The following is a 23,358-nucleotide window of genomic DNA, read 5'->3' as shown; positions in this document are numbered from 1 at the left end:
CTTTACGTTTTTGACGGCTGATTTTTGCAATAAATTGGCTCGTGTAAAGTAATGTGTACGTATTTTGGATTGAAATGTTTACTTTTTATGGTATCGTGGTTTCACCTCATTGAGGAAAACAACTATCGCAAACAAGCTTTACAGGATCGCCATCATGCAAAAAGACGCGCTGAACAACGTACATATCACTGACGAACAGGTTTTAATTACCCCGGATCAACTGAAAGCAGAATTTCCGCTGAGCGTCGCGCAGGAGGCTCAGATTGAGCACTCGCGTCAGACCATTTCAAATATCATCGCCGGCCGCGATCCGCGCCTGCTGGTGGTGTGTGGTCCTTGCTCCATTCACGATCCTGAAACCGCCATTGAGTACGCTCGTCGATTTAAAGCATTAGCGGAGGAGGTCAGCGATAGCCTCTATCTGGTGATGCGCGTCTATTTTGAGAAGCCACGTACTACCGTCGGCTGGAAAGGGTTGATTAACGATCCACACATGGATGGCTCGTTTGATGTGGAAGCAGGCCTGAAGATTGCGCGTCGCCTGCTGGTGGAGCTGGTCAGCATGGGGCTGCCGCTGGCAACCGAAGCGCTGGATCCGAACAGCCCGCAGTACCTGGGCGATCTGTTCAGCTGGTCCGCGATTGGCGCGCGTACCACGGAATCGCAAACCCACCGCGAGATGGCGTCTGGCCTGTCGATGCCGGTTGGCTTTAAAAACGGTACCGATGGCAGCCTGGCGACGGCGATTAATGCCATGCGCGCTGCCGCCATGCCGCACCGTTTCGTCGGTATCAACCAGGCAGGCCAGGTATGCCTCCTGCAAACGCAGGGTAACCCGGACGGCCACGTGATCCTGCGCGGCGGTAAAGCCCCTAACTACAGCCCGGCGGACGTGGCCCAGTGTGAAAAAGAGATGGAGCAGGCGGGACTGCGCCCGGCACTGATGGTAGATTGCAGTCATGGTAACTCGAATAAAGATTACCGTCGCCAGCCTGCGGTTGCGGAATCCGTGGTCGCACAGATCAAAGATGGCAATCGTTCGATTATCGGTCTGATGATTGAGAGCAACATTCATGAAGGCAATCAGTCATCTGAACAACCGCGCAGTGCCATGAAGCACGGCGTCTCCGTGACGGATGCCTGCATCAGCTGGGAGACTACCGATGCACTGCTGCGTGAGATCCATAAAGATTTAAACGGCCAGCTGGCGACGCGTCTGGCTTAAGAGGGTAGTTATGGTTGCTGAATTGACCGCACTGCGCGATCAAATTGATGAAGTGGATAAGGCGCTGCTGGATCTGCTGGCGCGACGCATGTCGCTGGTTGCCGAAGTCGGTGAGGTGAAAAGCAAATACGGCCTGCCGATTTACGTCCCGGAGCGCGAAGCCTCTATGCTCGCCTCCCGCCGTAAAGAGGCGCAGGCGCTGGGCGTTTCGCCGGATTTGATTGAAGATGTTCTGCGTCGCGTGATGCGGGAGTCCTATTCCAGCGAAAACGACAAGGGCTTTAAAACCCTCTGTCCTTCCCTGCGTCCGGTCGTGATTGTCGGCGGGGCAGGGCAGATGGGGCGTCTGTTTGAAAAGATGCTTACGCTTTCTGGCTATCAGGTGCGCATTCTGGAAAAAGAGGACTGGGCGCATGCTCCGGAACTCATGAAAGATGCAGGGATGGTTATCGTCAGCGTGCCGATCCACGTGACGGAGCAAATCATCGGGAAGCTGCCTCCTTTACCGAAAGATTGCATCCTGGTGGATCTGGCCTCCGTCAAAAATGGTCCGCTGCAGGCAATGCTGGCTGCTCATACGGGTCCGGTGCTGGGTCTGCACCCAATGTTTGGCCCGGACAGCGGCAGCCTGGCTAAGCAGGTGGTCGTTTACTGCGACGGTCGTCAGCCGGAAGCCTATCAGTGGTTCCTGGAACAGATTCAGGTATGGGGGGCACGACTGCACCGCATCAGCGCGGTTGAGCACGACCAGAACATGGCGTTCATTCAGGCGCTGCGCCACTTTGCCACGTTTGCCTACGGTCTGCATCTGGCGGAAGAGAACGTACAGCTTGAACAGCTTCTGGCGCTCTCTTCACCTATCTATCGTCTGGAGCTGGCGATGGTCGGGCGTCTCTTTGCGCAGGATCCACAGCTGTACGCGGACATTATTATGTCCTCTGAAAACAACCTGGCGCTGATCAAGCGCTACTATCAGCGCTTTGGTGAAGCCATTACGCTGCTGGAGCACGGAGATAAGCAGGCGTTTATCGATAGCTTCCGCAAGGTCGAACACTGGTTTGGCGATTACGCGCAGCGTTTCCAGAATGAGAGTCGGACTTTATTGCGCCAGGCAAATGACAGTCGCCAGTAATGCGATGATGTATATACTGAAAGCCAGCATTGCTGGCTTTTTTCATTTTGGGGAACTGTCATGGCCGAACCGCAGCTGCTGTTGAATTACACCGGGCATTTGCCTGAATGCCCGACGTGGAGTGCAGAAGAGCACGCGCTCTACTGGGCCGATATTCTGGAAGGAGAGATCCACCGCTACCATCTTCCGACGGCGGAACACACCGTGCTTTCTTTTCATGAGGAGGTGGGCTGTTTCGCGCTGCGCGAGCGCGGCGGCTTTATCGTCGCCATGCGCAATGGCATCTGGCTTGCCGATAAGCATGGCCTTCTGCAGCGCAAGGTGTGCGATAACCCCTCTAACCCGCAGCTGGCGCGTTTTAACGATGGAGGCACCGACCATCAGGGCCGGTTCTATGCGGGTACGTTCTGGGGACCGGGAGATTACAACGGGGCCCTGCTGATGCGCATCGACAACGACCTGACGCCAAAGGTGATCCAGTGCGATATTCACGGTCACAATGGCTTAGCGTTTAGCCCTGATAAGCAGTGGATGTTTACCTCAGACACGCCCAACGGTGTTATTTACCGTACCCCGCTTGATGAGCAGGGCGAGCCGGGTAAGCGGGAGGTGTTTCGTCAGTTTAAAGAGGGCGAGGGGATACCTGACGGCGCGGCGATGGATGTGGAAGGCTACTACTGGAGCGCGCTGTTTGACGGCTGGCGCATCGCGCGTTTTTCACCGCAAGGGGAGCAGCTGGAAGAGTATCGCATGCCGGTACGTTGCCCGACGATGGTCTGTTTTGGCGGCGATGACATGAAAACGCTGTTTATTACTACCACACGGGAAAATATGGATGCGGAGGAGGTGGCGAAATATCCTCTCTCCGGAGCTATCTTCACCCTGCCGGTGAGCGTGGCAGGGATGAAGAAAAGCCGCTTTATCGAACGTTAGATTGGATCGACCGGCACGACGTTTTCGCTCGGGTAGCAGCCCAGCACCTTCATGGAACGCGTGATCTCGCCCAGCTCGCGGAGAGCTTTCTGCATGGAAGCAGACTCCAGGTTGGCCTGGATGTCGAGGTAAAACATCTCTTCCCACGGGTTACCGTGGATTGGGCGTGATTCCAGCCTGGTCATGATCAGGTTGTGATTACGCAGCACCAGCAGGGCTTCAACCAGCGCACCGGCCTGTTGGCCGGTTGCCATCAGCAGCGTGGTTTTGGCGGGTACCTGGTCAGACACATTGATTGCCTTGCGGGCCAGCACCACGAAGCGGGTAATGTTTTGCGTCTGGTTTGCCAGGTTGCGTTCCAGCACCTGCAGGCCATACAGCGCGCCGCCCGCTTCGCTGCCGAGCGCCGCGACGGTGGGAGAATTAGCCTGCGCCACTTTTTCCATCGCCGCCGAGGTGCTTTCGGTGTACTCAATTTTCCAGTTCGGATAGCGGTTCAGGAACTGGCTGCACTGCTGGAACGGCTGCGGATGACTGTAAACCGTTTCGATCGTGTTCAGGTCCGTTGAACCGGATACCAGCACGCAGTGATCGATAGGGATCGTCAGCTCGCCGACCAGCGACAGGCTGGTGTGCTGCAGCAAATCGTAGACGTCGTTGATGGCGCCGGAGCTGGTGTTTTCAATCGGCACCACGGCGTAATCCGCCTGGCCGGTCTCGACCTGGTTAAAAATGTCGGCAAACTTCGCGCAGCCGCTCTCAATAAATTCTTCGAAATGGCGTGCAGCGTACTGACGTGCGGCCAGGTGAGAATAAGAGCCCTTCGGTCCCAGGAAGGCGATACGCGCAGAGTGTGGATTGGTTTTATTGAGGTGCTGCTGGAGTAACGCTTGCTGGGTCAGAACGGAGTCTTCAATGATGAGCTGGAACAACCGGGTTATGTAGTGGGCATCGAGGTGATGCGCTTTGCCGAGCTGAATGAGACGTTCCAGAAGATCCCGCTCGCGGTCGATATCACGGACCGGACGATGGGAGTCCAGCTTGGCTTTGCCTACTTCAACGGCAAGGGCGCGGCGTTCGGCCAGCAGCGCCAGCAGTTTCTCATCCAGCGCGCTGATTTTTATGCGCAGATCCAGTAACGGGTTTTCCGGTGTCATAGTGTTGCCTGTCTCATTTTATCGTTATCAATAAAAAAGGCCCCCCGGTGTGGGAGGCCTTGTTGTTCGTCTTCGCATTCTTTATCACACGACGAAACGCCTCCCGTTCAGGGGAAGGTAAAAAAGAATGCGAAGAAGAACGGCGTAAGTTTCATAAAGTCATCCTGTGATTGATACCGTTAAAGTACCCGTACTGTTTTCACCCTGTCAATAAAAAACAAAAAACGCGCCCGAAGGCGCGTTGGCGGTACACTCAATTTAAAGGATTACTCTTCTTCAACTTCTTCCGCGAAGCTGGCGTCTTTCACCGACGTTGCGGCGCGACGGGCTTCACCTTTGTGTTGCACTTTATTGAGCTGCCGTTCCAGCTTGTTGATCAAATCGTTAATAGCGGTGTACATATCCTCGTGTTTTGCGCTGGCGACCAGATGGCCGTTTGGAGTATTGATAGTTGCGTCAGCGATGAAACCCTGCGGCTCCTTGGACAGGATGATATGTGGATTAATCAAATGAGTTTGCCATTTATCCAGTTTGGCGAGACGGTCTGCGACGTGCTGGCGAATTGCCGGAGTAATTTCCATTTGTTTACTGGTAATGTTCATTGTCATAAATTTTACCTCTTGTCTTTCCGTCTTGGTGATTCCAGCATACCCGACCCAATGTCAAAATGCGTGATTTAGATCACGTTATTTTGTCGGTTTTTGTCAGGGAATCTTTTTTGTGAGGCAGGGCAGGAAGAGGTGAGATTTACCTTGTAGAAGGCATAAATTGGGGCCATAGTTGACAGGATGTGTTGAGGCTAAGGTGCTTCAGCGATGCTCAGAAACGAATAAAAAAACGGCAGCCAGCGGGCTGCCGTTTTGCATTGAGGCAAAATCAGGTGTTGCTGCTGTTCGCGGCGATGATTTTCGCCACTTTTTCAGCCTGAGCGGTCATCTGCATCTGACGGTAAGCATTTTCCATCAGCTTCAGGCCGTCGCGCGTTGCCTGAGTATCCGGGTAATCGCGCAGCATACCTTCTACGCGGTTAACCACGGCAACCCATGCGCCACGGCGGGTATAATATTCCGCCACGGAGTATTCATATTTCGCCAGACGATCTTTCAGGAACACCAGACGTTTGGTGGCGTCAGTCACGTACTGGCTGTTTGGATAGCCGCGCACCAGCTTGGAGAAGTCATTGAAGGCATCACGCGCATGCTGCGGGTCACGGTCGGAACGATCCACGCCGAAGAAGCCCTGCAGCGCACTGTCGTCCAGAGCCATGTTGGTGAGGCCGCGCATGTACATCACGTAGTCGATGTTAGGATGAGTCGGGTTCAGACGCATGAAACGATCGATGGTTGCCTGAGCCAGCGGCAGATCGGCATTTTTATAGTATGCGTAGATGAGATCTAACTGTACCTGCTGCGAATACGGACCAAATGGATAGCGATTATCCAACGCTTCCAGTTGCGTTATCGCCTGTTTCCAGTTACCGTCCTGCAACTTTTGTTGTGCAGTCGCATAGATTTCATTCGGCGGATTGTCAGGGACCTGTTCATTTGAACCGGAGCAGCCCACCAAAGCCAGGCTCAACGTGGCCGCTGCCACCAGATATTTCATGCGCGTCATGACGTTTTGACTTTCCTCAAATGTTTGTCCGGGAGAAACTCTGTTCCTGCTCCCGATTAAGACCAGCTACAATAGCACACTATATTAAACGGCAAAGCCGTAAAACCCAACGTTAAACGAAGAAGCAGTTTATGGCACAACGAGTAGAACTCACCGCAACAGTCTCCGAAAATCAGCTCGGTCAACGCTTAGATCAGGCTTTGGCCGAATTGTTCCCTGATTATTCGCGTTCACGCATAAAAGAATGGATCCTTGACCAGCGCGTGATGGTAAACGGCAAGATCTGGGACAAACCAAAAGAGAAAGTGTTAGGTGGGGAAGCTGTCGCCATCAATGCTGAAATCGAAGAGGAAATCCGCTTCGAGCCGCAGGATATCCCACTGGACATCGTCTATGAAGATGATGACATTCTGGTAATCAACAAGCCGCGCGACCTGGTTGTTCATCCGGGGGCGGGGAATCCTGACGGTACGGTACTTAACGCGCTTCTCCATTACTATCCGCCGATCGCGGATGTTCCGCGCGCGGGCATCGTGCACCGTCTGGATAAAGACACTACCGGTTTGATGGTGGTGGCGAAGACCGTTCCTGCGCAGACCCGTCTGGTGGAATCGCTGCAGCTGCGCGAAATCACCCGTGAATATGAGGCGGTAGCCATTGGGCATATGACCTCAGGCGGTACGGTAGAAGAGCCCATCAGCCGTCACCCCACCAAGCGTACCCATATGTCGGTGCATCCGATGGGTAAACCCGCCGTGACGCACTATCGCATTATGGAACATTTCCGCATTCATACGCGTCTGCGTCTGCGTCTGGAGACCGGGCGTACTCACCAGATCCGCGTGCATATGGCCCACATTACCCATCCGCTGGTGGGGGATCAGGTCTACGGTGGTCGTCCACGTCCGCCTAAGGGCGCGTCGGATGAGTTCATCAGCGTATTGCGTAAATTCGATCGTCAGGCGCTGCACGCGACCATGCTGCGCCTTTACCATCCGATCACCGGTATTCAGATGGAGTGGCATGCGCCTATCCCGCAGGATATGGTGGACCTTATTGACGCAATGCGTGCTGATTTCGAAGAACATAAGGATCAAGTGGACTGGTTATGACCAAACTGATTGTCCCGGAGTGGCCATTGCCTGCCGGCGTGGCTGCCTGCAGTTCAACCCGCACTGGAGGTGTTAGCCAGGGCGCGTGGGAGTCGTTGAACCTCGGCGCGCACTGTGGCGATAACCTGGAACACGTGGAAGAGAACCGCAGGCGTCTGTTTGCTGCGGGGAACCTGCCTTCAAAACCGGTCTGGCTGGAACAGGTTCATGGCAAGGCGGTGCTGAAGTTGACGGGGGAACCCTATGCTTCTAAACGTGCTGATGCCTCTTACAGCAATACTCCGGGAACCGTTTGTGCCGTAATGACCGCCGATTGTCTGCCGGTGCTGTTCTGCAACCGCGCAGGCACCGAGGTGGCAGCAGCACACGCGGGCTGGCGTGGACTGTGTGAAGGCGTGCTCGAAGAAACCGTCGCCTGCTTTAAGGATGAGCCCGCTAATATTATGGCCTGGCTTGGCCCGGCCATTGGTCCTCGCGCTTTTGAAGTGGGGCCGGAGGTTCGCGAAGCCTTTATGGATAAAGATCCGCAAGCGGCGGACGCCTTCCTGCCTTCCGGAGATAAATATCTGGCCGATATTTACCAGCTTGCTCGTCAGCGCCTGAACAGCGTCGGCATAATGCAGATCTTCGGCGGCGATCGCTGTACATTCACCGAAAAGGGTGATTTTTTCTCTTATCGCCGCGACAAGACGACGGGGCGTATGGCAAGTTTCATTTGGCTGATATAACCTAAAGAATCAAGACGATCCGGCACGTGCCGTTTTCTTTTCACATAATTCAGGTCATTAACCTTGAATAATTGAGGGATGACCTCATTTAATCTCCAGTAGCAAATTTGACCTGTTATGGGAGGAGTTATGCGTCTGGATCGTCTTACTAATAAATTCCAGCTTGCTCTCGCCGATGCCCAGTCCCTCGCACTGGGGCACGACAATCAATTTATCGAACCTCTTCATTTAATGAGCGCCTTGCTGAATCAGGAAGGGGGATCGGTACGTCCTTTATTAACGTCCGCTGGCATTAATGCTGGCCAGTTACGCACCGCTATCGATCAGGCGCTGAGCCGTTTACCGCAGGTCGAAGGGACCGGCGGCGACGTTCAGCCGTCGCAGGATCTGGTGCGCGTCCTGAACCTTTGCGACAAGCTGGCGCAAAAACGTGGGGACAACTTTATTTCGTCAGAGCTGTTTGTTCTGGCGGCGCTTGAATCACGCGGTACCTTGACCGACCTGCTGAAATCCGCCGGTGCGACCATCGCCAATGTGACTCAGGCTATTGAGAACATGCGCGGAGGTGAAAGCGTGAACGATCAGGGAGCCGAAGACCAACGTCAGGCTTTGAAGAAATTTACGGTCGATCTGACCGAGCGTGCTGAACAGGGCAAACTTGACCCGGTGATCGGCCGTGACGAAGAAATTCGTCGTACCATTCAGGTACTGCAGCGTCGTACCAAGAACAACCCGGTGCTGATTGGTGAACCGGGTGTCGGTAAAACCGCCATCGTTGAAGGGCTGGCGCAGCGTATTGTGAACGGTGAAGTGCCGGAAGGGCTGAAAGGCCGTCGCGTACTGGCGCTGGATATGGGCGCGCTGGTGGCCGGTGCGAAATACCGCGGCGAGTTCGAAGAGCGCCTTAAAGGCGTGCTTAACGACCTGGCGAAGCAGGAAGGCAACGTCATTCTGTTTATCGATGAACTGCACACCATGGTCGGCGCGGGTAAAGCGGACGGCGCGATGGATGCCGGGAACATGCTGAAACCTGCGCTGGCGCGCGGTGAACTTCACTGCGTCGGTGCCACTACGCTGGACGAGTACCGTCAGTACATTGAGAAAGATGCTGCGCTGGAACGTCGTTTCCAGAAAGTGTTTGTTGCCGAGCCAAGCGTTGAAGATACCATCGCGATCCTGCGTGGTCTGAAAGAGCGCTATGAACTGCACCACCATGTACAGATCACTGACCCGGCCATCGTTGCGGCGGCGACGCTTTCGCATCGTTATATTGCTGACCGTCAGCTGCCGGATAAAGCGATCGACCTGATTGATGAAGCGGCGTCGAGCATTCGTATGCAGATTGACTCGAAGCCGGAAGAGCTGGACCGACTCGACCGACGCATCATTCAGCTCAAGCTGGAACAGCAGGCGCTGAAGAAAGAGTCTGATGAAGCCAGTAAGAAACGCCTCGATATGCTCAATGAAGAGCTGGACGATAAAGAGCGCCAGTATTCTGAGCTGGAAGAAGAGTGGAAAGCCGAGAAAGCCTCCCTTTCCGGTACGCAGACCATTAAAGCTGAACTCGAACAGGCAAAAATTGCCATTGAGCAGGCGCGACGCGTGGGCGATCTGGCTCGGATGTCTGAACTGCAGTACGGCAAAATTCCTGAGCTGGAAAAACAGCTTGAGATAGCGACGCAGTCAGAAGGTAAAACGATGCGTCTGTTGCGTAATAAAGTGACGGATGCCGAGATCGCGGAAGTCCTGGCGCGCTGGACCGGTATTCCCGTGGCGCGCATGCTGGAAGGCGAGCGTGAAAAACTGCTGCGCATGGAGAACGATCTCCACAATCGTGTGATTGGTCAAAACGAAGCGGTTGAGGCGGTATCGAACGCTATTCGTCGTAGCCGTGCAGGGCTGTCCGATCCAAACCGCCCGATTGGTTCGTTCCTGTTCCTGGGGCCGACGGGTGTCGGTAAAACCGAGCTGTGCAAAGCGCTGGCTAACTTTATGTTCGACAGCGACGATGCGATGGTGCGTATCGACATGTCCGAATTTATGGAGAAACACTCCGTCTCGCGTCTGGTCGGGGCGCCTCCGGGATATGTGGGTTATGAAGAAGGTGGGTACCTGACGGAAGCGGTGCGCCGTCGTCCTTATTCCGTCATCCTGCTGGATGAGGTGGAAAAAGCGCATCCGGATGTGTTCAACATCCTGCTTCAGGTGCTGGATGATGGGCGTCTGACCGACGGGCAGGGGAGAACGGTCGACTTCCGTAATACGGTTGTCATTATGACCTCGAACCTGGGTTCCGATTTGATTCAGGAACGTTTCGGTGAACTGGACTACAGCCACATGAAGGATCTGGTGCTGGGTGTGGTAAGCCATAACTTCCGTCCGGAGTTCATCAACCGTATTGATGAAGTGGTGGTATTCCATCCTCTGGGTGAGAAACACATTGCGTCGATTGCGCAGATCCAGCTGCAGCGTCTGTACAAACGTCTGGAAGAACGTGGATATGAAATTCACATCTCCGACGATGCGTTGAAGCTGCTGAGTAAGAACGGTTACGATCCGGTGTACGGTGCGCGTCCATTGAAACGCGCTATCCAGCAGCAGATCGAAAACCCGCTGGCGCAACAGATCCTCTCCGGGGAGCTGATTCCTGGCAAAGTTATCCGTCTGGAAGCCAACGACGATCGCATTGTGGCAGTGCAGTAAGTCACAAAACGCAAAAACGAGCCGCTTGCGGCTCGTTTTTGTTTAAAAACCAGGCGAAAATTGAGGTCTGGAGTTGGTTTTGCCTGGAAAGTGAGCAGTCAGTAAATAAATTTCACTTTATCCTTGCAGGTTCAGAATTACTCCCTATAATGCGCCTCCACTGACACGGAACAACGGCACACAGGCCGCCAGGTCAGCAGAGAATAGCGTAAATAAACGCTTGACTCTGAAGCGGGAAGGCGTAATATGCACACCCCGCGCCGCTGCGAAAAGCGAAGCGGCACTGCTCTTTAACAATTTATCAGACAATCTGTGTGGGCACTCAAAGTGACATGGATTCTTAATGTCTTCGGACAATAAATGAATACCAAGTCTCTGAGTGAACATGCGTAATTCATTACGAAGTTTAATTCACGAGCATCAAACTTAAATTGAAGAGTTTGATCATGGCTCAGATTGAACGCTGGCGGCAGGCCTAACACATGCAAGTCGAGCGGCAGCGGAAAGTAGCTTGCTACTTTGCCGGCGAGCGGCGGACGGGTGAGTAATGTCTGGGAAACTGCCTGATGGAGGGGGATAACTACTGGAAACGGTAGCTAATACCGCATAACGTCGCAAGACCAAAGAGGGGGACCTTCGGGCCTCTTGCCATCAGATGTGCCCAGATGGGATTAGCTAGTAGGTGGGGTAACGGCTCACCTAGGCGACGATCCCTAGCTGGTCTGAGAGGATGACCAGCCACACTGGAACTGAGACACGGTCCAGACTCCTACGGGAGGCAGCAGTGGGGAATATTGCACAATGGGCGCAAGCCTGATGCAGCCATGCCGCGTGTATGAAGAAGGCCTTCGGGTTGTAAAGTACTTTCAGCGGGGAGGAAGGCGGTGAGGTTAATAACCTCATCGATTGACGTTACCCGCAGAAGAAGCACCGGCTAACTCCGTGCCAGCAGCCGCGGTAATACGGAGGGTGCAAGCGTTAATCGGAATTACTGGGCGTAAAGCGCACGCAGGCGGTCTGTCAAGTCGGATGTGAAATCCCCGGGCTCAACCTGGGAACTGCATTCGAAACTGGCAGGCTAGAGTCTTGTAGAGGGGGGTAGAATTCCAGGTGTAGCGGTGAAATGCGTAGAGATCTGGAGGAATACCGGTGGCGAAGGCGGCCCCCTGGACAAAGACTGACGCTCAGGTGCGAAAGCGTGGGGAGCAAACAGGATTAGATACCCTGGTAGTCCACGCCGTAAACGATGTCGACTTGGAGGTTGTGCCCTTGAGGCGTGGCTTCCGGAGCTAACGCGTTAAGTCGACCGCCTGGGGAGTACGGCCGCAAGGTTAAAACTCAAATGAATTGACGGGGGCCCGCACAAGCGGTGGAGCATGTGGTTTAATTCGATGCAACGCGAAGAACCTTACCTACTCTTGACATCCAGAGAACTTTCCAGAGATGGATTGGTGCCTTCGGGAACTCTGAGACAGGTGCTGCATGGCTGTCGTCAGCTCGTGTTGTGAAATGTTGGGTTAAGTCCCGCAACGAGCGCAACCCTTATCCTTTGTTGCCAGCGGTTAGGCCGGGAACTCAAAGGAGACTGCCAGTGATAAACTGGAGGAAGGTGGGGATGACGTCAAGTCATCATGGCCCTTACGAGTAGGGCTACACACGTGCTACAATGGCGCATACAAAGAGAAGCGACCTCGCGAGAGCAAGCGGACCTCATAAAGTGCGTCGTAGTCCGGATTGGAGTCTGCAACTCGACTCCATGAAGTCGGAATCGCTAGTAATCGTAGATCAGAATGCTACGGTGAATACGTTCCCGGGCCTTGTACACACCGCCCGTCACACCATGGGAGTGGGTTGCAAAAGAAGTAGGTAGCTTAACCTTCGGGAGGGCGCTTACCACTTTGTGATTCATGACTGGGGTGAAGTCGTAACAAGGTAACCGTAGGGGAACCTGCGGTTGGATCACCTCCTTACCTTAAAGAACCTGCCTTTGTAGTGCTCACACAGATTGTCTGATGAAAAGTAAATAGCAAGGCGTCTTGCGATTGAGACTACACGTCCCCTTCGTCTAGAGGCCCAGGACACCGCCCTTTCACGGCGGTAACAGGGGTTCGAATCCCCTAGGGGACGCCACTTGCTGGTTCGTGAGTGAAAGTCACCTGCCGTCATATCTCAAAACTGACTTGCGAGTCATGTTTGAGATATTTGCTCTTTAAAAATCTGGATCAAGCTGAAAATTGAAACGACACATCTTAATGGTGTGTTCGAGTCTCTCAAATTTTCGCAATCTTGAAGTGAAACATCTTCGGGTTGTGAGGTTAAGCGACTAAGCGTACACGGTGGATGCCCTGGCAGTCAGAGGCGATGAAGGACGTGCTAATCTGCGAAAAGCGCCGGCGAGGTGATATGAACCTTTGACCCGGCGATGTCCGAATGGGGAAACCCAGTGCAATTCGTTGCACTATCGTTAACTGAATACATAGGTTAACGAGGCGAACCGGGGGAACTGAAACATCTAAGTACCCCGAGGAAAAGAAATCAACCGAGATTCCCCCAGTAGCGGCGAGCGAACGGGGAGCAGCCCAGAGTCTGAATCAGCTTGTGTGTTAGTGGAAGCGTCTGGAAAGTCGCACGGTACAGGGTGACAGTCCCGTACACGAAAGCACACAGGCTGTGAACTCGAAGAGTAGGGCGGGACACGTGGTATCCTGTCTGAATATGGGGGGACCATCCTCCAAGGCTAAATACTCCTGACTGACCGATAGTGAACCAGTACCGTGAGGGAAAGGCGAAAAGAACCCCGGCGAGGGGAGTGAAAAAGAACCTGAAACCGTGTACGTACAAGCAGTGGGAGCACCTTCGTGGTGTGACTGCGTACCTTTTGTATAATGGGTCAGCGACTTATATTCTGTAGCAAGGTTAACCGTATAGGGGAGCCGAAGGGAAACCGAGTCTTAACTGGGCGTTAAGTTGCAGGGTATAGACCCGAAACCCGGTGATCTAGCCATGGGCAGGTTGAAGGTTGGGTAACACTAACTGGAGGACCGAACCGACTAATGTTGAAAAATTAGCGGATGACTTGTGGCTGGGGGTGAAAGGCCAATCAAACCGGGAGATAGCTGGTTCTCCCCGAAAGCTATTTAGGTAGCGCCTCGTGAATTCATCTTCGGGGGTAGAGCACTGTTTCGGCTAGGGGGCCATCCCGGCTTACCAACCCGATGCAAACTACGAATACCGAAGAATGTTATCACGGGAGACACACGGCGGGTGCTAACGTCCGTCGTGAAGAGGGAAACAACCCAGACCGCCAGCTAAGGTCCCAAAGTCATGGTTAAGTGGGAAACGATGTGGGAAGGCACAGACAGCCAGGATGTTGGCTTAGAAGCAGCCATCATTTAAAGAAAGCGTAATAGCTCACTGGTCGAGTCGGCCTGCGCGGAAGATGTAACGGGGCTAAACCATGCACCGAAGCTGCGGCAGCGACGCTTATGCGTTGTTGGGTAGGGGAGCGTTCTGTAAGCCGTTGAAGGTGTGCTGTGAGGCATGCTGGAGGTATCAGAAGTGCGAATGCTGACATAAGTAACGATAAAGCGGGTGAAAAGCCCGCTCGCCGGAAGACCAAGGGTTCCTGTCCAACGTTAATCGGGGCAGGGTGAGTCGACCCCTAAGGCGAGGCCGAAAGGCGTAGTCGATGGGAAACAGGTTAATATTCCTGTACTTGGTGTTACTGCGAAGGGGGGACGGAGAAGGCTATGTTAGCCGGGCGACGGTTGTCCCGGTTTAAGCATGTAGGCGGAACGACCAGGTAAATCCGGTCGTTTATTAACGCTGAGGTGTGATGACGAGGCACTACGGTGCTGAAGTAACAAATGCCCTGCTTCCAGGAAAAGCCTCTAAGCATCAGGTAACACGAAATCGTACCCCAAACCGACACAGGTGGTCAGGTAGAGAATACCAAGGCGCTTGAGAGAACTCGGGTGAAGGAACTAGGCAAAATGGTGCCGTAACTTCGGGAGAAGGCACGCTGATATGTAGGTGAAGCCCCTGCGGGTGGAGCTGAAATCAGTCGAAGATACCAGCTGGCTGCAACTGTTTATTAAAAACACAGCACTGTGCAAACACGAAAGTGGACGTATACGGTGTGACGCCTGCCCGGTGCCGGAAGGTTAATTGATGGGGTTAGCGGCAACGCGAAGCTCTTGATCGAAGCCCCGGTAAACGGCGGCCGTAACTATAACGGTCCTAAGGTAGCGAAATTCCTTGTCGGGTAAGTTCCGACCTGCACGAATGGCGTAATGATGGCCAGGCTGTCTCCACCCGAGACTCAGTGAAATTGAACTCGCTGTGAAGATGCAGTGTACCCGCGGCAAGACGGAAAGACCCCGTGAACCTTTACTATAGCTTGACACTGAACACTGGTCCTTGATGTGTAGGATAGGTGGGAGGCTTTGAAGCGTGGACGCCAGTCTGCGTGGAGCCGTCCTTGAAATACCACCCTTTAATGGCTGGTGTTCTAACGTAGACCCGTGATCCGGGTTGCGGACAGTGTCTGGTGGGTAGTTTGACTGGGGCGGTCTCCTCCCAAAGAGTAACGGAGGAGCACGAAGGTTAGCTAATCCTGGTCGGACATCAGGAGGTTAGTGCAATGGCATAAGCTAGCTTGACTGCGAGAGTGACGGCTCGAGCAGGTGCGAAAGCAGGTCATAGTGATCCGGTGGTTCTGAATGGAAGGGCCATCGCTCAACGGATAAAAGGTACTCCGGGGATAACAGGCTGATACCGCCCAAGAGTTCATATCGACGGCGGTGTTTGGCACCTCGATGTCGGCTCATCACATCCTGGGGCTGAAGTAGGTCCCAAGGGTATGGCTGTTCGCCATTTAAAGTGGTACGCGAGCTGGGTTTAGAACGTCGTGAGACAGTTCGGTCCCTATCTGCCGTGGGCGCTGGAGAATTGAGGGGGGCTGCTCCTAGTACGAGAGGACCGGAGTGGACGCATCACTGGTGTTCGGGTTGTCATGCCAATGGCACTGCCCGGTAGCTAAATGCGGAAAAGATAAGTGCTGAAAGCATCTAAGCACGAAACTTGCCCCGAGATGAGTTCTCCCTGAGACTTTAAGTCTCCTGAAGGAACGTTAAAGACTATGACGTTGATAGGTCGGGTGTGTAAGCGCAGCGATGCGTTGAGCTAACCGATACTAATGAACCGTGAGGCTTAACCTTACAACGCCGAAGGTGTTTTGGCGAAGAGACAGAACAATCAAATTCAGCCTGATACAGATTTAACAGAATTTGCCTGGCGGCTTTAGCGCGGTGGTCCCACCTGACCCCATGCCGAACTCAGAAGTGAAACGCCGTAGCGCCGATGGTAGTGTGGGGTCTCCCCATGTGAGAGTAGGGAACTGCCAGGCATCAATTAGAAGAACCCCGTACCGTAAGGTGCGGGGTTTTTTGCTTTTGTTTTCCCACTCTGGCCTTTCTCTTAATCCCTTATCCTGCTAATGGAATGTGTGATCTCTGTCTCAATGTGGTTTATAACAAAATTATAACATTTCATTTACGAGGTTATTGAGTCTCCTGGCTCAATACGCCGCAGTTTATGGCAGGAGCATAATCACAATGACAGAAAGCATGACATCAAACGGGACGCTGGGTCACAGTGATACCCGAAGAAGGGTATGGGCAATCGTCAGCGCCTCTTCAGGGAATCTGGTTGAATGGTTCGACTTTTACGTCTACTCATTCTGTTCACTCTACTTCGCACATATCTTCTTCCCCTCCGGCAACACCACAACGCAGCTGCTTCAAACGGCAGGGGTATTTGCCGCAGGATTCTTGATGCGACCCATCGGGGGCTGGCTGTTTGGCCGCATTGCGGATCGTCGCGGGCGTAAGGCCTCTATGCTGATCTCGGTGTGCATGATGTGCTTTGGCTCGCTGGTGATCGCCTGCTTACCGGGATATGCATCGATTGGTACCTGGGCACCGGCGCTACTTTTGCTGGCCCGCTTATTCCAGGGATTATCGGTGGGCGGTGAATACGGTACCAGTGCAACCTACATGAGTGAAATTGCACTGGAAGGTCGTAAAGGTTTTTACGCGTCATTCCAGTACGTCACGCTGATTGGCGGTCAGCTGCTGGCCATTCTTGTGGTGGTGATCCTGCAGCAAATTCTGACGGACGAACAGCTTCACGCCTGGGGATGGCGGATCCCTTTCGCAATGGGCGCTGTACTGGCGGTTGTTGCACTTTGGCTACGCCGTCAGCTAGATGAAACCTCTCAGAAAGAGGTCAGGATGCTGAAGGAGGCGGGAACATTCAAAGGGTTATGGCGTAACCGCAAAGCTTTCCTGATGGTGCTGGGCTTCACCGCGGGCGGCTCTCTTAGTTTCTACACGTTCACCACCTATATGCAGAAGTACCTTGTGAACACCACCGGCATGCACGCAAACGTTGCCAGCGTAGTCATGACCGTGGCGCTGTTTGTCTTTATGCTCATACAACCTATTATCGGTGCGCTCTCGGATAAAATCGGTCGACGAACGTCGATGCTGATTTTTGGCGGGCTGTCGGCGTTATGTACCGTACCTATTCTGTCTGCCCTTCAGCATGTGACTTCGCCATATGCCGCGTTTGCGCTGGTGATGGTGGCGATGGTGATTGTCAGTTTCTATACCTCAATCAGCGGGATACTGAAAGCCGAGATGTTCCCGGCGCAGGTTCGTGCGTTAGGAGTAGGGCTTTCTTATGCGGTAGCCAACGCGGTGTTTGGCGGATCGGCGGAGTACGTTGCGTTGTCGCTTAAGTCATGGGGAAGCGAAACGACATTCTTCTGGTACGTAACGGGTATGGGGGCTCTGGCTTTTATTGTTTCCCTGATGCTGCATCGCAAAGGGAAAGGTATCCGACTTTAATAGCGCGCCATTTGCCACACGGCGTAGCCGGTCGTTGCGCCGGCAACATCCCAGGCGAAATCTTTCCAGCTCCAGCCGCTCCCTGCGGGGCGGCTATCCCACAGTTCTTTTGATGCCCCAAGACCTACTGAGAACATCAGCCCGATCGCCGCGCTACGGTCCCGGCTGTATCCCTGATGCTGGGCATATTCATTACCGGCTGCGGACAACATCGCGGAAGCGAGGAAATGCTGTGCTTTATCCTGTCCGGACCAGCTATCGTTGGCCATATGGCTACAGCCACTCAGGAAAAGGACGCTCAGTAACAGAGGAATACGCATCAACGGGCTCCATAAAAAAGCCCTGCGGGTGACAGGGCCTGGATATTACAGAATACGGCTGATAAGTCGGTCGATACGGATACGACGTAAGCGGCGAATAAGCTTGCGAACTTTTACCGGATAATCGGCAATGCTCTGCAGTTCGCGGTAGTGATTCACCACGGTCGTATGGGTGCGAATCAGCTCCAGCTCGCGTTCACGTTGGGCGGCTAACTCATGCTGCGGGTCATGAATCAGGATAGCGTTTTCCAGATCCAGTCGCCATGCGCGCGGGTTCAGGTTGTTACCGGTCAGCAACATCCACTCATCGTCGACCCACATGCCTTTCAGATGGTAACTATTGTCTTCATCTTTCCAGAGACGCACAACCAGCTGGTCAGTGTTGACGTAATACTGTAAGCGGCTCAGGAAACGACGCAGGTTAATCTCATAGAGATAAGGCAGCGCACCGATGATTTTGAACGGCTGATCTTCAGGAATGAAGAAGTCGTTTGCCGTTTTATCACCAACGATAATTTCCACTTTTTTACCGTCGCGCAGCAGCTGAATGATATTACGCACCAGCACGGCAGGAAGGTTAAAGTACGGCGTACAGATGGTGAGTTTCTGCTCCGCACACGGCATCAGATGGAAGATCGTTTTGTTCAGCTGGCTTGATTTGCCGAGTCCTACCAGCGGTGTAACGGATAACTCTTCGTTGTTCGCATCGCCCTGGAAATGATAGACCGCATCACGCAGCTCCTGGCGGAAGGCGCGAACATCGTTTTTGATTTCCGGGCTTTTAGGACGCTCGGGATCGTCAAGGCGGTTAACGCCACGGCCGTGGACCAGATTTTTATCAACCCAGTTAAACATGATATCGGCCATCTGCGGATTACGGATCAGATGGTAGCGGTCGTAGCGATATTTATCGAGCTGATGAAGGTAGACATCATTGAGGCTGGCGCCGCTGTACAGCACGCTGTCATCAATGATGAATCCCTTGAAATGAAGGACGCCGAGCGCTTCACGGGTATTAACCGGGACGCCATAAACAGGCACATCGACGCCAGGATTTTCCTGCGCCGTACGGCAATACCAGTCAGCATTGGTGTTTGACGCGGCAGCGCCAATACGGCCACGCTGAGCTCGATGCCAGTCTACCAGCACGCGAACATCAAGTTCCGGGCGCTGACGTTTGGCGTCATAGAGCGCGTTCAGGATCGCGCGCCCGCCTTCATCCTGTTCAAGATACAGTGCCACAATGCAAATGCGTCGTGTGGCGCTGGCAATCTTTTCCAGAAGCGTCTCCCGAAAATGAGCGGGAGCGTAAAAGAACTCTACATCATCAACTGACTGAGAAATCTTCGGTAGTTGAGCAAGGTGTTGTTGATGTTTATTACGCTTAAATTTTGACAACATCACAGTGCGTATCTTCTCTGTTCATTGAAGGGTTGTCTGTACCATGCAAACAACATAAGCGGACAATGATACCACCAGTCCCGTCCAAAGTGGGTAACATTTCCAGTAGCTTACTCGCGTTTGCTGGCTGATGTCAGACTAAGGGACAAGGCAACAATACCTTCGTCAAGCTGAATATCAACGTCAAACCCAAGTTTTCGCGCCAGGGTCACCATACCGCGATTGTTAGGCATAGTAATGCCATTAAGGCGTAACAATCCGTGATCTCGCGTATAACTGATGAGTTTTTCCAGCAACCGTCTTCCCAGACCCAGGCCTTTAAGATCGGAGCGCACCAGCACCGCAAACTCCGCATCGACGTTATCCGGGTCAGAAATCGCACGCGTAACGCCGAGGATCTCATCACCCTTATCGGCGCGACGAACGGCAACAAACGCCATTTCTCGATCGTAGTCGATCTGGGTCATATTGGCTAAATCATCGTGGGTAAATTCGTTGATTTCGCTAAAATAGCGATAATAAAGATCCTCTTTCGTGACCTGAGAGATAAAGGCTCGCAGCTGGGGCTCATCTTCCGGCAGAATAGGGCGGAACAAGGCGCGTTCACCATTTTTCATCTCAACCCACTCCTCCAGCTGCAGGGGATACGGGCGGATTGCCAGGCGACTCTCTCTGTCTCCTTCGAATGGTGCGATATCCAGAGTCACGTCCAGCGCCGTAAACTCATTGCCGGAGGCGAGCAGCGGATGAATGTCCAGCCGCTGGATCTCGGCACAATCTACAATCAGGTTAGAGACCTGCACCAGGAACTGACTTAGCCCGGCAATATCGAGCGGACGCAGCGCGCTCCGGCCGCGGATCTTTTTACTTTTAATCGCCTGAATAATCAGATAACGCGCCAGATTCATGTTAAGAGGCGGCAACGCCACCACGGCCTGCTCTTCCGGACGCCACTCAACGCCGCCTTCTCCCAGCATGATGAGCGGACCGAAGACGGGATCGTGTTCAACCACCACCCGTAATTCCTGAGCACCAGCGCGGTTGGCCATACTTTGCACCAGCAATCCATGGATCCTCGCCTGCGGCCAGGCCATTTTCACACGATCGAAGATGGCATCAGCTGCCTGCTGCACCTCCGTTGCCGTGCGCAGGTACAACATGACCCCCTGCACATCCGACTTATGCGGGATATCCGGGGAGCGCAGCTTCAGGGCAACCGGATAGCCAATCTGCTCGGCAATATGCACGGCCTCAGCGCTGTCGCTGGCGATCCAGGTCGGCAGGGTTTGCATCCCGTAGCTGCCCAGAATCGGCTGGACCTCATGTGTATCCAGCGAGGTCGCGCCTTCTTCAATGGCCTGCTGCAACAGCCTGTGAACGTCAACGGTATTGGCCGTCAAATTCCCGGGCAACGCCGGCGTCTCGCGCAGCTGTTTCTGGTTACGGCGATATTCCACCATATGCATAAACGCGGTGATGGTGCCTTCCGGCGTGCGGTAGGTTGGCAGCCCGGCCTCGCTGAACAAGCGCCGCGCCTCCTGAGAAGAAAACTCACCGCACCAGTTGGTGAGCAGGGTGACATATTTGCCTCGCGGATGGTTGCGTACGGCCTCAATGAGCGCGCGCGCGCTTTCACTGCCCGGCGCGACCGCGCTGGGTGAGTGGATAATCATCAGCGCATCGAAATCCTGGCTATCCAGCAAAATTGAAATTGCCTTGATGTAGCGGTCGCTGCTGGCGTCATCGCGCAAATCAAGCGGGTTGCCGGGCGTCACGCTGGTCGGAAGCGCTTCTTTCAGGCGCTGCAGCGTCTCTTCACTTAGCGTTGCCAGCTTGCCGAAGCGCCGCCATAGCTCATCCAGAGCGAGCGCGGCAGGGGCGGCACCGTTACTAACGATCATTAGCTTCTCGCCGCGCAACGGGCGCATATGGCTTAACGTCTCAACGGCGGAAAAAAGTTCGTGTGTATCCTGCACCCGCAGCAACCCCGCGCGCTGGATGGCGGCGTCCCAGGCGGGATCCATGCCGGAATGCGAATGCAGCAGGCGCTGTGCCGCAGGGCTTCGCCCGCTTTTGATCACCAGGATCGGCTTATTGCGCGAAGCGCTTCGAGAAGCCGAGACAAAACGACGCGCGTCGCTGAGGTGCTCAAGATAAAGCAGGATTGCACTGGTTTTGCCGTCACGTGCCAGAAAATCCAGTAGCTCATCAACGTCGATATCCAGGCTGTCGCCCAGGGCAATGAAGTAGGAGAATCCCATTTCACGCTGCTGCGCCCAGTCGAGGATAGTGTTCGATACCGCAGCCGACTGCGAGATAAACGCGAGCTTGCCTTTGCGGATCGGAACCGGAGAGAAGCTGGCATTTAAGCCCTGCCAGGGAGCGAGCAGGCCGAGACTGTTTGGCCCAAGAATGCGCATTTGATAGCGGCTGGCGCAGGCCAGAAGCTCGACTTTCTGTTCAGGCGGAGACGAGAGAATAATGCAGGTTTTACAGCCTTTCTTGCCGAGTGATTCCAGCAGCTCCGGATTCCGTTTCGCATTTGTACACAGTACGGCCAGATCGGGTACGAAAGGCAGACTCTGTACATCAGGCCATGCAAGCACTCCCTGAACCGCCTTATACGCGGGCGTGACGGGCATAACGGGACCATTAAATCCCCCGGCCAGCAGGTTGCGCATCATCAGATAGCCAGCACGATCCGGTTTCATTGATGCGCCGATGACGGCAATGGATTTAGGACGAAGTAGCGCTTCTAACCCTCGCTGGCTCATGCAGGCCTCCTGTGAATGCAAGCGACCTGATGATTTTAAACGCTTTCCGTCTCGGCTGCTGTGACGCTGCCCTTATGAACGGTTTTTCCCGCCAGATAGCGTTCCCGGAAACAGGAGAAATGGTTGCCCAGGGCGCCAGCCGCAGCGGTATCACCCGCCAGATCCAGAAGCGCAATGGCCACTTCGGCGGTGCAGTATTGTCCGTCAGCATGCACTTCACGCAGGCGGTAGGCGGAGACGCGGGAAAGGTCGACAGAAATAACCGGCAGCGCGTCGAGATACGGGCTTTTGCGAAACATTTTTCGCGCTTCGGTCCAGGTGCCGTCCAGCATAATAAATAGCGGCGGTTTACCGGATGGCGGCGTCGAAAGCACCTGGCGATCCACGCCTGCATAAGAGGCGGGGAAAACGACCATCGGCTGATAGTCCGGACTAGCCACTAAGTCGAGCAGGGCCTGAGGGGGGTCCGTTCGGGACCACTGAAAAGCCGCAGTATCCGGGAGAATATCGGCGATAAGGCGTCCCGTATTGCTGGGTTTCATCGGCTCGGTATCGAACATGACCAGACAAAAACGGCTCTGTGCCGTACTCGGGGCCAGCGTCTCGCACAGGCAAACCTTCAGCGGCAGCAGGCAGCGCTGACAGCGGCGAATACGGTTGCCTCGGGCGAGGAACGGTCGAGTGGCGCGCGCAAGGCGTTCGGCGCGTAGTTGAAGAACAGCGTTATCAGTCATGGGCGAAATGCAGGAAAAACCCTATTTTCGCAGAGGCGGCAGCGGGGCACAAGATGTACCCCGTGAATGTTACAGCGACTCGTTTAACCAGCTTTCAAAAGGTGCTTTTGGAACTGCACCGTTGAGCATATCGATCACCTCACCATTTTTAAAAATCATAATGGTCGGGATGCTGCGGATGCGAAAACGGGCGCTCAGTTCGGGCTCAGCTTCAGTGTTGACCTTAACGAACCGCATTTTTCCGTTTCGCTCTTCGGCCACATCTTCGAAGATTGGCGCGAAGCTACGGCAAGGACCGCACCATGGCGCCCAAAAATCGACCACGACAGGAAGATCGTCCTTGAGGAGTTTGTCCAGCGTAGCACCCGTTGCGTTAATGACGTCACCATCAAACAATTCATGGCCGCAACGTCCGCATTTCGCACCATCTTCCATCCGATCGTCCGGAATGCGGTTAAGAGCCTGACAGTTGGCACATACGGTATTCATAACTAACCTCTGATAGAGCCGTGGGACAGCGGCGGAACGCCGATAATGTTTCTAATATGTTACATATTATCAATGAGCCTGTTTGAAACAACAATGCGTTTTATTCAATGAGAACAATAGTCACA

At 54.0% G+C, this 23,358-nt stretch carries 16 protein-coding genes, 1 tRNA gene, 3 rRNA genes and 1 other annotated feature; of the genes, 11 read left to right on the top strand and 9 right to left on the bottom strand.

Annotated features, from left to right (window positions below):
- Window positions 1-154: 154 nt before the first annotated feature.
- From aroF to PUP35_RS16735, 3 genes are read left to right on the top strand one after another with little or no spacing between them, the layout of a single operon-like run.
- The gene (gene aroF / locus PUP35_RS16745; RefSeq protein WP_111964897.1) at window positions 155-1,225 is read left to right on the top strand and encodes a 3-deoxy-7-phosphoheptulonate synthase AroF; all 1,071 of its coding nucleotides are present in this window, start codon (window positions 155-157) and stop codon (window positions 1,223-1,225) included.
- Window positions 1,226-1,235: 10 nt separating this feature from the next.
- Window positions 1,236-2,357, top strand: a complete 1,122-nt coding sequence (tyrA, locus tag PUP35_RS16740) for a bifunctional chorismate mutase/prephenate dehydrogenase (protein WP_143345408.1) — start codon at window positions 1,236-1,238, stop codon at window positions 2,355-2,357.
- A gap of 60 nt (window positions 2,358-2,417) precedes the next feature.
- Window positions 2,418-3,290, top strand: a complete 873-nt coding sequence (locus PUP35_RS16735; protein ID WP_271369178.1) for an SMP-30/gluconolactonase/LRE family protein — start codon at window positions 2,418-2,420, stop codon at window positions 3,288-3,290.
- Here PUP35_RS16735 and pheA read toward each other — a convergent pair.
- The 4 genes from pheA to bamD all read right to left on the bottom strand — a co-directional run bounded on the left by pheA (window position 3,287) and on the right by bamD (window position 6,061).
- Window positions 3,287-4,447: a bifunctional chorismate mutase/prephenate dehydratase gene (pheA, locus tag PUP35_RS16730; RefSeq protein ID WP_274240638.1), complete on the bottom strand. Its 1,161-nt coding sequence runs from the start codon at window positions 4,445-4,447 to the stop codon at window positions 3,287-3,289. The two genes, PUP35_RS16735 and pheA, sit on opposite strands and share 4 nt — an antisense overlap.
- A gap of 30 nt (window positions 4,448-4,477) precedes the next feature.
- Window positions 4,478-4,603: a sequence feature (Phe leader region), on the bottom strand.
- The gene (pheL, locus tag PUP35_RS16725; protein WP_100249759.1) at window positions 4,555-4,602 is read right to left on the bottom strand and encodes a pheA operon leader peptide PheL; all 48 of its coding nucleotides are present in this window, start codon (window positions 4,600-4,602) and stop codon (window positions 4,555-4,557) included. Its footprint overlaps the feature before it by 48 nt.
- A 110-nt stretch (window positions 4,604-4,713) precedes the next feature.
- Entirely contained in the window at window positions 4,714-5,055 is a 342-nt protein-coding gene (raiA, locus tag PUP35_RS16720; protein ID WP_003863162.1) for a ribosome-associated translation inhibitor RaiA, read from the bottom strand.
- Window positions 5,056-5,323: 268 nt separating this feature from the next.
- Entirely contained in the window at window positions 5,324-6,061 is a 738-nt protein-coding gene (bamD, locus tag PUP35_RS16715) for an outer membrane protein assembly factor BamD (protein ID WP_023308867.1), read from the bottom strand.
- A gap of 131 nt (window positions 6,062-6,192) precedes the next feature.
- Here bamD and rluD point away from each other — a divergent pair, with 131 nt between their 5' ends.
- From rluD to PUP35_RS16675, 8 genes are all read left to right on the top strand, one after another.
- Window positions 6,193-7,173: a 23S rRNA pseudouridine(1911/1915/1917) synthase RluD gene (gene rluD / locus PUP35_RS16710; protein WP_008502468.1), complete on the top strand. Its 981-nt coding sequence runs from the start codon at window positions 6,193-6,195 to the stop codon at window positions 7,171-7,173.
- Entirely contained in the window at window positions 7,170-7,901 is a 732-nt protein-coding gene (gene yfiH / locus PUP35_RS16705; RefSeq protein WP_274240637.1) for a purine nucleoside phosphorylase YfiH, read from the top strand. Before rluD ends, yfiH begins: the two co-directional genes overlap by 4 nt.
- Before the next feature lie 129 nt (window positions 7,902-8,030).
- Window positions 8,031-10,604 (top strand): ATP-dependent chaperone ClpB, encoded by a 2,574-nt coding sequence (gene clpB / locus PUP35_RS16700; protein ID WP_274240636.1) that lies wholly within the window; start codon window positions 8,031-8,033, stop codon window positions 10,602-10,604.
- Between the two features lie 428 nt (window positions 10,605-11,032).
- Window positions 11,033-12,574: ribosomal RNA gene (locus PUP35_RS16695) — 16S ribosomal RNA — on the top strand.
- 84 nt (window positions 12,575-12,658) lie between these two features.
- Window positions 12,659-12,734: transfer RNA gene (locus tag PUP35_RS16690), tRNA-Glu, on the top strand.
- 183 nt (window positions 12,735-12,917) lie between these two features.
- Window positions 12,918-15,823 (top strand): 23S ribosomal RNA (locus tag PUP35_RS16685).
- Window positions 15,824-15,895: 72 nt separating this feature from the next.
- A 5S ribosomal RNA gene (gene rrf, locus PUP35_RS16680) occupies window positions 15,896-16,011 on the top strand.
- The 16S, 23S and 5S rRNA genes sit together here with 1 tRNA gene alongside, the layout of an rRNA operon.
- 208 nt (window positions 16,012-16,219) lie before the next feature.
- The gene (locus PUP35_RS16675) at window positions 16,220-17,515 is read left to right on the top strand and encodes an MFS transporter (RefSeq protein WP_127731993.1); all 1,296 of its coding nucleotides are present in this window, start codon (window positions 16,220-16,222) and stop codon (window positions 17,513-17,515) included.
- Here the strand turns inward: PUP35_RS16675 and PUP35_RS16670 are convergent.
- From PUP35_RS16670 to trxC, 5 genes are all read right to left on the bottom strand, one after another.
- Window positions 17,512-17,835: a YfiM family lipoprotein gene (locus PUP35_RS16670; protein WP_032643716.1), complete on the bottom strand. Its 324-nt coding sequence runs from the start codon at window positions 17,833-17,835 to the stop codon at window positions 17,512-17,514. The genes PUP35_RS16675 and PUP35_RS16670 overlap by 4 nt on opposite strands.
- A 45-nt stretch (window positions 17,836-17,880) precedes the next feature.
- Window positions 17,881-19,236 (bottom strand): CDP-diacylglycerol--serine O-phosphatidyltransferase, encoded by a 1,356-nt coding sequence (gene pssA / locus PUP35_RS16665; protein ID WP_115876029.1) that lies wholly within the window; start codon window positions 19,234-19,236, stop codon window positions 17,881-17,883.
- A gap of 110 nt (window positions 19,237-19,346) precedes the next feature.
- Window positions 19,347-22,010 (bottom strand): bifunctional acetate--CoA ligase family protein/GNAT family N-acetyltransferase, encoded by a 2,664-nt coding sequence (locus tag PUP35_RS16655; RefSeq protein ID WP_274240635.1) that lies wholly within the window; start codon window positions 22,008-22,010, stop codon window positions 19,347-19,349.
- Window positions 22,011-22,045: 35 nt separating this feature from the next.
- Window positions 22,046-22,744 (bottom strand): tRNA-uridine aminocarboxypropyltransferase, encoded by a 699-nt coding sequence (locus PUP35_RS16650; RefSeq protein WP_274240634.1) that lies wholly within the window; start codon window positions 22,742-22,744, stop codon window positions 22,046-22,048.
- Window positions 22,745-22,813: 69 nt separating this feature from the next.
- Entirely contained in the window at window positions 22,814-23,233 is a 420-nt protein-coding gene (gene trxC, locus PUP35_RS16645; RefSeq protein WP_111965120.1) for a thioredoxin TrxC, read from the bottom strand.
- Window positions 23,234-23,358 lie beyond the last annotated feature (125 nt).

It is taken from the genome of Enterobacter sp. S-33 (assembly GCF_028735835.1).
GTDB lineage: Bacteria > Pseudomonadota > Gammaproteobacteria > Enterobacterales > Enterobacteriaceae > Enterobacter > Enterobacter vonholyi.
This window is presented reverse-complemented; position numbering and strand designations above follow the sequence as displayed.

Excerpts from the sequence above, each read along its gene's own strand:
- aroF (WP_111964897.1), top strand. The coding sequence starts at position 155 with ATGCAAAAAGACGCGCTGAACAACGTACATATCACTGACGAACAGGTT.
- tyrA (WP_143345408.1), top strand. The coding sequence starts at position 1,236 with ATGGTTGCTGAATTGACCGCACTGCGCGATCAAATTGATGAAGTGGAT.
- PUP35_RS16735 (WP_271369178.1), top strand. The coding sequence starts at position 2,418 with ATGGCCGAACCGCAGCTGCTGTTGAATTACACCGGGCATTTGCCTGAA.
- pheA (WP_274240638.1), bottom strand. The coding sequence starts at position 4,447 with ATGACACCGGAAAACCCGTTACTGGATCTGCGCATAAAAATCAGCGCG.
- raiA (WP_003863162.1), bottom strand. The coding sequence starts at position 5,055 with ATGACAATGAACATTACCAGTAAACAAATGGAAATTACTCCGGCAATT.
- bamD (WP_023308867.1), bottom strand. The coding sequence starts at position 6,061 with ATGACGCGCATGAAATATCTGGTGGCAGCGGCCACGTTGAGCCTGGCT.
- rluD (WP_008502468.1), top strand. The coding sequence starts at position 6,193 with ATGGCACAACGAGTAGAACTCACCGCAACAGTCTCCGAAAATCAGCTC.
- yfiH (WP_274240637.1), top strand. The coding sequence starts at position 7,170 with ATGACCAAACTGATTGTCCCGGAGTGGCCATTGCCTGCCGGCGTGGCT.
- clpB (WP_274240636.1), top strand. The coding sequence starts at position 8,031 with ATGCGTCTGGATCGTCTTACTAATAAATTCCAGCTTGCTCTCGCCGAT.
- PUP35_RS16675 (WP_127731993.1), top strand. The coding sequence starts at position 16,220 with ATGACAGAAAGCATGACATCAAACGGGACGCTGGGTCACAGTGATACC.
- PUP35_RS16670 (WP_032643716.1), bottom strand. The coding sequence starts at position 17,835 with ATGCGTATTCCTCTGTTACTGAGCGTCCTTTTCCTGAGTGGCTGTAGC.
- pssA (WP_115876029.1), bottom strand. The coding sequence starts at position 19,236 with ATGTTGTCAAAATTTAAGCGTAATAAACATCAACAACACCTTGCTCAA.
- PUP35_RS16655 (WP_274240635.1), bottom strand. The coding sequence starts at position 22,010 with ATGAGCCAGCGAGGGTTAGAAGCGCTACTTCGTCCTAAATCCATTGCC.
- PUP35_RS16650 (WP_274240634.1), bottom strand. The coding sequence starts at position 22,744 with ATGACTGATAACGCTGTTCTTCAACTACGCGCCGAACGCCTTGCGCGC.
- trxC (WP_111965120.1), bottom strand. The coding sequence starts at position 23,233 with ATGAATACCGTATGTGCCAACTGTCAGGCTCTTAACCGCATTCCGGAC.